This is a genomic window from Anaeromyxobacter sp. SG66 (genome assembly GCF_022690805.1).
In the GTDB taxonomy this organism is placed as follows: Bacteria; Myxococcota; Myxococcia; order Myxococcales; family Anaeromyxobacteraceae; genus Anaeromyxobacter; species Anaeromyxobacter soli.
Window position 1 is genome coordinate 60,770 of record NZ_JALCZC010000016.1, and the last position, 8,958, is coordinate 69,727.

Sequence of the window (8,958 nt, forward strand, 5' to 3'; positions counted from 1 at the left end):
TAACGGGGGAACACGCCCGCGACCCGCCTCCTGCCCAACGGGGATCTCTTCAGGTCGCGCAGATCGCTCAAGAACTGAGCAGCCCGGCGACACATTCAAGGACCCGAGGCGACGCGGCGAGATAACGTCATTTTCGCGGGGACGCGACGGCGCTAGACCGGAGCTCGGAGGGGAACGGAGGTGACGACGTGCACATCGACGTGAGGACGCGTGGTTTCTCCATCACCCCCGGCCTGCGCGACGCGATCGAGCGGCGGCTCTCGTTCGCGCTCGACCGGTACGAGCAGCGCATCGCCGGGGTGCGGGTCGTGGTCGGGGATCTGAACGGGCCGAGGGGCGGCGAGGACAAGTCCTGCCGGGTGGAAGTCCGGCTGCGCGGGGCGCGCACGGTGCGCGCGACCGCCCTCGACTCGGACGCGTACACCGCGATCGGCGCCGCAGCACATCGCGCCGGACGCGCGGTCGGGCGTACCCTGCAGCGGGAGCGGGCCACGATGCTCGAGCTGCTGTGGCTCGCGCGATCGCTCTCGCGGAGCCCATCCGCGGCGTGAACCCAGCGGCGACCTCTCCCCCGCGTCGCGCGTGGGAGGGGTCGCCCTCCGGAGGAGGAGAACGGGTGAAGACCTTGCAGTCGTGCTTCGAGGCGAACCGCGCCTGGGCGGCGAGGATGCGGGAGCGCGAGCCGGGCTTCTTCGAGCGGCTCGTCCACGCGCAGAAGCCGGAGCTCCTGTGGATCGGCTGCTCCGACAGCCGCCTACCCCCCGATCAGGTGGTGGGACGCCTGCCGGGCGAGATCTTCGTGCACCGCAACGTGGCGAACGTGGTGGTGCACACCGACGTGAACTGCCTCTCGGTCCTGCAGTACGGGATCGAGGTCCTCGGCGTGAGGCACGTCATCGTGTGCGGCCACTACGGCTGCGGCGGCGTGAGGGCCGCCATGGAGGCCACCCCGCTCGGCCTCATCGACAACTGGCTGCGGCACATCCGCGACGTCTACCTCGTGAACCGCGCGGAGCTCGACGCCATCGCCGACGCGGACGCGCGCGAGGATCGCCTGTGCGAGCTCAACGTCGCCGCGCAGGTCGCGAACGTCTGCCACACCACCATCGTGCAGGGCGCCTGGACGCGGGGCCAGGAGCTCACCGTGCACGGCTGGATCTACGATCTCGCGGACGGGCTCCTGCGCGACCTCGATCTCACGGTGGATCGGGCCGAGCAGATCCCGCCGATGTTCCGGGTCCGCTGAGGAGGGCCGAGCCCGGGCGGGCAGGCGCCCCGAGGCCTACGCGGCGTCCGCCGTCGCCGGCTCGGCGCGCAGGCGCCGGTACGCGAGGAGCATCGCGACGCGCCAGCGCACGATCATGCCGAACGCGAGCAGGAAGAAGAGCGCGCCCGTCTGCACCTGCGTCACGACCTGCTCGATGTAGACGCGGAGCACGAACCGCACCGCGACGAGCCCGAGCAGGATCCAGAGGAACGCGCTCGAGCGCTGCATCACGACGGCGTCGCCGCTGCGGACGAGCCGGGAGGTGCGGGAGAGCGGGTACGAGAACACGAGCGCCCCCGCAGCGAACGCGGCGCTCGCGTAGCTCCACGGCACCCGCGCGGCGGGCGCGAGGAACATGAGGAACCCGGTGCTCATCCCGAGCGGAGGGATGACGATCTTCCGGGTGGAGATCGGGCTCCTCGTCTCGCGCATCCGCCAGCCGATCATCACCGCGGCGCCGGCGAGCGAGACGAGGACGACGACGGCGGTGGGGACGTGGCCGAGAGGCATCGAGGTTCCATTGCGCCGGACGGGGCGCGTCGCTTGGCGAGAGAGGATACAGCGGGTCGCCGGCCGGACGCGACCGGCCGGGCGGCCGCGGGCCCGCCGCGAGACGGGAGGCTCACCCGCGCTCGCGCACCATCGACAGGAGCATCTTGAACCGCTCCGTCGCCTTCACCGCGTGCGGCACGCCCGCGGGCATGAGCACCGTCTCGCCCGCCCTCGCCGGCACGCGCTCGCCGCCGATGGTCAGCTCGACCGCCCCGTCGAGCACCTGCACGAACGCGTCGAAGGGCGCCGTGTGCTCCGACAGCTCCTGCCCGGCGTCGAACGCGAACAGCGTGAGCGAGCCGCCCGGCGCCTTCGCGAGCGTGCGGCTCACCACGGAGCCAGCCACGTACTCCACCTGCTGCTCCAGCCTGACCGCCTTCGCGCGCGGCAGCTCATTCTTGAGGACGTTCATGCCCCCTCTCCAATGCGAAGGCCCTGCCAGCACGAAACCTCCGTGAAATCAGGCCAGTGGTCGGCTACGAGCCCGCGTCACCGCGCTTTCGGTACCGACATCGCGGTGCGGCGTCGCGGTGCGGCGCCGAGGGTCCCGGCGAGCGAGCGACCCGGCGCGTCCCCGGTGGCGGCCTCGTGCCTTCGACGATCGCCGAGGGCCCGGAGCGGGTGGGCGCTTCTCCGCGCGCCGCGCCCGCGGCTCACCGGGCGCGATCATGGGCGTACGTACGCACGCGCGGTGCGGCCCCACCCGAACAGCGCGCCCCGCCCGACCCGTCCGCGCGCTGGACGCCGGCGGTAGCGTTCCCTCGAGAGCGCCGGCGGCGGCGCCGCGCGTGGATCGCGCGTGAGCGCGCGTCAGGCGAAGGAGGCGCGCATGGTCTTCCGGGACAGGGAGCAGGCAGGACGGCTGCTCGCGGAGGAGCTCGGGAGACTCCGCGCGGAGCGGCCCGTGGTGCTCGGGCTCACGCGGGGCGGCGTGCCCGTCGCCTTCGAGGTGGCGCGCGCCCTCGACGCGCCGCTCGACGTCGTGGTGGTCCGCAAGATCGGCGCGCCGGGATCTCCGGAGTACGCCATCGGCGCCATCGCCGAGGGCGGCGCGGTGTTCGTGCGCCGCGACGCGCTTCGCGAGGTGGGCCTCACCGAGGCGGACGCCGCCGAGCTCGCCGAGCGCGAGGTCGTCGAGCTCGCGCGGCGCGTCCGGCGCTACCGAGGCGATCGCCCGCCGGCGGAGGTCGCGGGGCGCACGGTCATCGTGGTGGACGACGGCGTCGCGACCGGGGCCACCGCCCGCGCCGCGGCCCGCGGCGCGAGGCAGCGGGGCGCCGCGCGCGTGGTGCTCGCTGCGCCGGTCGTCGCGGCGGCCTCGGTGGCGGAGCTCCGCGCGGACTTCGACGAGGTGATCGCCCTCGAGCTCCCCGAGCCGTTCTACGCGGTGGGCGCCTGGTACGAGCGGTTCGACCAGGTGTCCGACGAGCAGGTGGTGAAGAGCCTGCGGCGCGCCCGGGGCGAGCCGGCGGAGGGCGAGGTCGGCGAGCTCTGGAATGGAGAGTGGACCGCGCCCTTGGGCGCCGATCCGCCGGGCTCCGAGGCCGAGATCCTGTCGATCCCCTTCGACGGCCCGGCCGGCGGTCCGGGGGTCCTGGAGGGGGAGCTCGCCGTCCCCGATCGCGCCCTGGGGCTCGTCCTGTTCGTCCACGGGAGCGGCTCGACGCGCCGGAGCCCCCGCAACCAGCTCGTCGCGCGCGCGCTGCGGCGCGCCGGCCTCGCCACCCTCCTCTTCGATCTGCTCACGCCGCCCGAGGCGGCCGAGGACGAGGTCACGGCGGAGCTCCGGTTCGACATCGAGCTGCTCACCGGCCGCGTCGTCTCCGCGACGCGCTGGATCGCGGCCCTGCCCCGCGTGCGCGGGCTGCGCCTCGGCTACTTCGGCGCGAGCACGGGCGCCGCCGCCGCCCTCGCTGCGGCCGCGGAGCTCCCCGAGCTCGTCGGGGCGGTCGTGTCGCGCGGAGGCCGTCCCGATCTCGTGCCCGCGGCGGTGCTGGAGCGGGTGCGGGCGCCGGTGCTCCTCGTGGTCGGCGGCCGGGACTCCACCGTGCTGCGGCTCAACCGCTCCGTGCTCCCGCACCTCCGCTCAGCCGAGCTGACGATGGTGCCGGGCGCGAGCCACCTGTTCGAGGAGCCGGGCGCGCTCGAGTCGGTGGCCCGGCTCGCGGCGCGCTGGTTCGAGCGGACCTTCTCGGCGCCGGCGGCGCTCACTCCGCCGCCTTTCGCCTGAACGTGGGAGGAGGCTCGTCATGCGCAAGGCAGTCCCGTTCCTCGACGTCCCCATCCGCCGGGTCATGACCCCGCAGCCGGCGACGGTCGGCCCCGAGGACTCGCTGGGGGACGCAGCGGGCGCGATGGTGCAGGGCGGGTTCAGGCACCTGCCGGTGGTCGACGCGGACGGGTCGGTGGTCGGGATGCTCTCCGAGCGCGACCTTCGCGCGCGGCTCGGGACCGAGCTCGAGCGCTTCGCGGACGCCGCGCTCGACCTCCTCTCCGAGGAGGTCGAGGGCACGCTGCGCCCCGATCCGGTCACGATCCCGAGCACGGCGACGGTGCGGGACGCGCTCGAGATCCTCGCGGACGAGCGCGTCGGCGCGCTACCGGTCATGGACGGAGAGCGGCTCGTCGGGATCGTCTCTTACCTCGACCTGCTCGTGTACCTGCGCAGGGAGGCGCCTCCGGCGCCCACCCGGGGGGTGGAGCGAGCGGAGCCGCCCCGGCGCCGGGCACCGTCCCGGAAGCCGCCCGCGCGCAAGCCGCCGTCGCGGCAGACCGGCGCGCGCGGGGGTCGCCGCCGCGCGACCCGCTGACGGCGCGCTGGACACCCCCTGCGACACGATGCCTCGACCGCGTTGCCCCTCGATCGAGGGCTTTCGCAAGGGCTCCCGCCGCGGTTGGATCATCGACGGGGGCTGCTCATGACCACGGTCGCGGTCGTCTCGTTCGTCGTGCTCGTCGCGGTCGCGACGGTCCACGCCGTGCTGCCGGCGCGGACCCGGGCGCCGGTCAGCGGATCGCGTACGTCACGGACACGCTCGCGTCGATCTCGAGCTCGCCCGGCGTGACCGGCGCGCCGTCCGTCGCCACCATCGCCTGCGTCCGGTACTTCGCGAGCGGGATCGGCCGTTCGGCGGCGCCCTCCTCGATCGCCACCACCGCGCCCAGCGAGACCCCGGCCGCCTTCGCCATCGCCTCCGCCTTCGCCCGGGCGACCGCGACCGCGTTCGCGAGCGCCTCCTGGCGCTGCGGGGCCGGATCGTCGCGCTCGAAGGTGAGACCCCGCAGCGAGTTCGAGCCTGCGGCGACCACGCGCTCCAGGATCTGGCCGAGCTTCGCGAGATCGCGCACGGTCACGCGAACCTCGTCCACCACCGTGTAGCCGGTGATGTCCCGAGGCTTCCCGTCCACCCACGGACGCTCCACCTGCACGTCGTGGCGCGTCGTCTGGACGTCCTTCTCGGCGACGCCGGCCTTCGCGAGCGCGTCGATCATCCGCCGCATCTTCGCCGCGGCGTCCGCGACGGTCGGCGCGAGGGTCTTGCCGGTCGCCTCGATCCCCGCGAGCACCACCGCGACGTCGGGCCGGACCCTCACCCTGCCCTCTCCCGTCACGCGGAGCGTCCGGTCGAGGCTCCGCACCTCGACGGCGGGCGAGGCGGCGAGCACCGACTGCGCGGCGGGCGCGGGGACCTGAGCGGCGGCGGCGCGGGTCGCGCAGCCGAGCGGAACGAGCAGCAGGAGGGCGAGAGGGCGGGTCGTGGACATGGCTGCGTTACATACCTCGGCTCCGCCCCGCGAGGACGCGCCGCCGTGTCGCCGTGCGGGGCAGGTCGGCGCGCGCACTCCCCGCATGGGCGCGCGATGACGGGGTCGCTCTCGCCTAGGATGCGCCCCTTCGATGACCGACGGCTGCCCGATCCTCGTCGTCGACGACGACACCGACCTGCGGGAGACGCTCGGGGAGCTGCTCGAGGAGGAGGGCTACGACGCGCACCTCTGCGAGAACGGCCGCGTCGCGCTCGACCGCCTGCGCAAGGGGGAGCGCCCCGCGCTCATCCTCCTCGATCTCATGATGCCGGAGATGAACGGCTGGCAGTTCCGCGAGGAGCAGCTGCGCGACGCGCAGCTCGCGGAGATCCCTGTCGTCGTCATGACGGCGAGCCGCGGCTTCGAGGGACACCCCATCACCGCCTCCGAGATCCTGTACAAGCCCGTCGGCCTCGGCGATCTCATCGAGGCGGTCGAGCGGAACGTCCGGCCCCACTAGACGGGCCGCCCACGCCGCCCGCGCGGCGAAGCGAGGCGCAGCCGCCGTGCGCCAGCCCGTCGACTCCGGCCTGGCGTGCTATGACGCTGCCCCGCATGGCAGAGCCGGGCCTCCTCCAGATCGCGCTCCTCACGCTCGTCGCGCTCGTCGCCGGCGTCATCGACGCGATCGCCGGCGGCGGCGGCCTGCTCACCGTCCCCGCCATCCTCTGGGCCGGCCTCCCGCCGCACCTCGCCCTCGGCACGAACAAGGGCCAGTCGGTGTTCGGCTCGTTCGCGGCGCTCGCCCGCTTCACGCGCGGAGGGCTCGTGGACGGCCGCCGGGCGCGCATCACCTTCCCCCTGGGGCTCGCCGGCTCGCTCGGCGGAGCGGCGCTCGTCCTCGTAACGCCCCCCTCCGCGCTCCGGCCGATCGTCGTCGCGCTGCTCGCCTTCGCCGCGGTGTTCGTCGGCCTGCGCAGGGGGCCGCCGCCCCGGCTCGAGGACGCCGCCCCGCCCCGCAGCGCGGCGGCCATCGCGGGCGCCATCGCCCTCGCCGTCGGCGCCTACGACGGCTTCTTCGGGCCCGGCACGGGGACGTTCCTCATCGTCGCCTTCGTGGCGCTGCTCGGGGACGGGCTCTCCCGAGCGTCGGCGAGCGCCAAGGTCGTGAACTTCGCCTCCAATCTCGCGGCGGTCGCCCTCTTCGCGTCCCGCGGCGTCGTCCTCTGGCGGATCGCCCTCCCCATGGCGGCGGCGCAGCTCGCGGGCGGCTGGGTGGGCGCCCACCTCGCCATCCGGCGCGGCGACGCCCTCATCCGGCGGGTGGTGGTCGCGGTGGCGCTCGTCCTGGCCGCCAAGCTCGCCTGGGACATGCGCAACCCATGACGTGACGCGGCAAGCCTCCCCCGCGCGAGGCGCGCTTGCTACACTGCCGCGGCGAAACGCCCCTCCAGGAGGAAGCCGCGCGATGAGCCGAACCGTCTCGGCCGAGGAAGCCGTCTCCGTCGTCAAGTCGGGCGATCGCGTCTTCATCCACAGCGTCGCCGCCGCGCCGCAGCGGCTCGTGGACGCCCTCACGGCGCGCGCGAGCGAGCTGCGCGTCGTCGAGATCGTGTCGCTGCACACGGAGGGGCGCGCGCCCTACGCCGCCCCCGAGCACGCGAAGAGCTTCCGCGTGAACGCGCTGTTCGTCGGCGCCAACTACCGCGCGGCGGTCGAGGAGGGGCGGGCCGACTACCTGCCGGTGTTCCTCTCCGAGGTGCCGAAGCTGTTCCGCTCCGGCGTCCTCCCGCTCGACGTCGCGCTCGTCCACGTGTCGCCGCCCGACCGCCACGGCTTCTGCTCCCTGGGCGTGTCGGTGGACGTCACGCGGGCGGCGGTGCAGACCGCCCGCACCGTCATCGCGCAGGTGAACCCGCGCATGCCGCGGACGCACGGCGACGGCCTCATCCACGTCGACGCGATCGACTACCTCGTGGAGGTGGACGAGCCGATCCACGAGCTGCCGGAGCGCGAGCTCACGGAGGCGGAGCGCGCGATCGGGCGCCACTGCGCGGAGCTCGTGGAGGACGGCGCGACGCTCCAGCTCGGGATCGGCGCCATCCCGCAGGCGACCTTCGCGTACCTCGGCGATCACCAGCGGCTCGGCATCCACACCGAGATGCTCTCCGACGGCATCGTCGACCTCGTCGACAAGGGCGTCATCACCGGCGAGGCGAAGCGCGTCCACCCGGGCAAGATCGTGGGCGGGTTCGCCGTCGGCACCCGCAAGCTCTACGACTTCCTCCACGACAACCCGCTCGTGGCGATGCTCGACATCGCGTACGTGAACGACACGGCAGTCATCCGCCGGAACCCCCGGGTCACCGCGATCAACAGCGCCATCGAGGTGGATCTCACCGGCCAGGTGTGCGCCGACTCCATCGGCGACCGGCAGTACTCGGGCGTGGGCGGGCAGATGGACTTCATCCGCGGCGCGGCGCTGTCCGACGGTGGCAAGCCCATCATCGCCCTGCGCTCGACCACCGCGGCGGGCGAGCCGCGCATCGTCTCGTACCTGAAGCCGGGCGCCGGCGTCGTGACCACCCGCGCCCACGTGCACTTCGTCGTGACGGAGCACGGGATCGCCGATCTCTTCGGCAAGAACCTGCGCCAGCGCGCGGCGGCGCTCATCGCGATCGCCCACCCCGCGCACCGCGACGCGCTCGCCGCCGAGGCCCGCCGCCGCTTCGGCAGCTGGTGATCCGGCGGGCCGAGCGCCCGCCTTCCGGGAGTTCACCGATCCGGCGCCTGCGCGCCGCGGCCGCGTCACGCCGTGCGCGCACGATCCCCGCTCCGTCGAGCCGCGGCCCCGGACGCGGCGGCGGGTTGCGGTAGCCCGGGGGAGTACAAATTCTCTTAACCGACCACGTCACGCACGCGAGAGACGACGAAACGCGCGTCCGGAGGGCCGAGGCGATGCCAGGCGCTTGCAAATTCGTCCGGGAGTCAGAGGCCGGTCGGACGGTGATCCGCCTGTCCGGCGTCTTCGACCGGACGTCCGCCGCCGAGCTGGCGGAGCGGCTCGAGGCGGAGCGCGGAGGCGAGGTGGTGCTCGACTTCAGCCTGATCCGCGAGTTCGCCGACCTGGGCGTCGCCGCGCTCGCGCACGAGCTCGCCGGCGGCGACCGGCGCCTGCTGCTGCGCGGCCTGCGCCAGCACCAGCTCCGCATCTTCCGCTACTTCGGCGTGGACGTGGAGGCCTTCCAGCACCCGCAGGCGCCCGCGCTGCACTGAAACGGCAGGCGGCGTGCCTCGGGGGGGCCGGGGGGCGCCCCCCCCCCCCCGGGGGGGGGCCCCCCCCCCCCCCCCACCCACGACCCGGGGGCCCCCCCCGCCGGCGCGCGAGCCCC

11 protein-coding genes are annotated in these 8,958 nt (G+C 74.4%); 8 read left to right on the forward strand and 3 right to left on the reverse strand.

The genetic code is table 11. The features are described 5' to 3' along the window. The first annotated feature begins 188 nt into the window (after nucleotides 1–188). Both MNZ39_RS07380 and can read left to right on the forward strand, forming a co-directional pair. Nucleotides 189–551: an HPF/RaiA family ribosome-associated protein gene (locus tag MNZ39_RS07380; RefSeq protein WP_242336792.1), complete on the forward strand. Its 363-nt coding sequence runs from the start codon at nucleotides 189–191 to the stop codon at nucleotides 549–551. Between the two features lie 65 nt (nucleotides 552–616). After that, complete coding sequence (gene can, locus MNZ39_RS07385) at nucleotides 617–1,246, forward strand: carbonate dehydratase (protein WP_242336795.1); 630 nt, start codon at nucleotides 617–619, stop codon at nucleotides 1,244–1,246. A 36-nt stretch (nucleotides 1,247–1,282) separates the two neighbouring features. Here the strand turns inward: can and MNZ39_RS07390 are convergent, their stop codons facing one another. Then, nucleotides 1,283–1,777, reverse strand: a complete 495-nt coding sequence (locus MNZ39_RS07390) for a CcdC family protein (protein ID WP_242336798.1) — start codon at nucleotides 1,775–1,777, stop codon at nucleotides 1,283–1,285. A 112-nt stretch (nucleotides 1,778–1,889) separates the two neighbouring features. Then, nucleotides 1,890–2,231, reverse strand: a complete 342-nt coding sequence (locus MNZ39_RS07395; RefSeq protein ID WP_242336800.1) for a cupin domain-containing protein — start codon at nucleotides 2,229–2,231, stop codon at nucleotides 1,890–1,892. Nucleotides 2,232–2,618: 387 nt separating this feature from the next. On the opposite strand from MNZ39_RS07395, the gene MNZ39_RS07400 reads away from it, so the two are divergent. Together MNZ39_RS07400 and MNZ39_RS07405 are read left to right on the forward strand one after the other, a co-directional pair. Further along, nucleotides 2,619–4,049, forward strand: coding sequence for a phosphoribosyltransferase family protein (locus MNZ39_RS07400; RefSeq protein ID WP_242336803.1), 1,431 nt, complete (start codon nucleotides 2,619–2,621; stop codon nucleotides 4,047–4,049). 19 nt (nucleotides 4,050–4,068) lie between these two features. After that, on the forward strand, nucleotides 4,069–4,629 hold the full coding sequence (locus MNZ39_RS07405) for an HPP family protein (protein ID WP_242336806.1): 561 nt from the start codon (nucleotides 4,069–4,071) through the stop codon (nucleotides 4,627–4,629). Nucleotides 4,630–4,825: 196 nt separating this feature from the next. On the opposite strand, the gene MNZ39_RS07410 is transcribed toward MNZ39_RS07405, so the two are convergent. Further along, nucleotides 4,826–5,584, reverse strand: coding sequence for an SIMPL domain-containing protein (locus tag MNZ39_RS07410; RefSeq protein WP_242336809.1), 759 nt, complete (start codon nucleotides 5,582–5,584; stop codon nucleotides 4,826–4,828). Nucleotides 5,585–5,717: 133 nt separating this feature from the next. On the opposite strand from MNZ39_RS07410, the gene MNZ39_RS07415 reads away from it, so the two are divergent. The 4 genes from MNZ39_RS07415 to MNZ39_RS07430 all read left to right on the forward strand — a co-directional run bounded on the left by MNZ39_RS07415 (nucleotide 5,718) and on the right by MNZ39_RS07430 (nucleotide 8,842). After that, a complete protein-coding gene (locus MNZ39_RS07415) occupies nucleotides 5,718–6,086 on the forward strand; it encodes a response regulator (protein ID WP_242336812.1) in 369 nt (122 codons plus the stop codon). A 95-nt stretch (nucleotides 6,087–6,181) separates the two neighbouring features. After that, the gene (locus MNZ39_RS07420; RefSeq protein ID WP_242336815.1) at nucleotides 6,182–6,952 is read left to right on the forward strand and encodes a TSUP family transporter; all 771 of its coding nucleotides are present in this window, start codon (nucleotides 6,182–6,184) and stop codon (nucleotides 6,950–6,952) included. An 82-nt stretch (nucleotides 6,953–7,034) separates the two neighbouring features. Then, on the forward strand, nucleotides 7,035–8,309 hold the full coding sequence (locus MNZ39_RS07425) for an acetyl-CoA hydrolase/transferase family protein (RefSeq protein ID WP_242336818.1): 1,275 nt from the start codon (nucleotides 7,035–7,037) through the stop codon (nucleotides 8,307–8,309). Between the two features lie 263 nt (nucleotides 8,310–8,572). Then, on the forward strand, nucleotides 8,573–8,842 hold the full coding sequence (locus MNZ39_RS07430; RefSeq protein ID WP_242336821.1) for an STAS domain-containing protein: 270 nt from the start codon (nucleotides 8,573–8,575) through the stop codon (nucleotides 8,840–8,842). The last annotated feature ends 116 nt before the right edge of the window (nucleotides 8,843–8,958 follow it).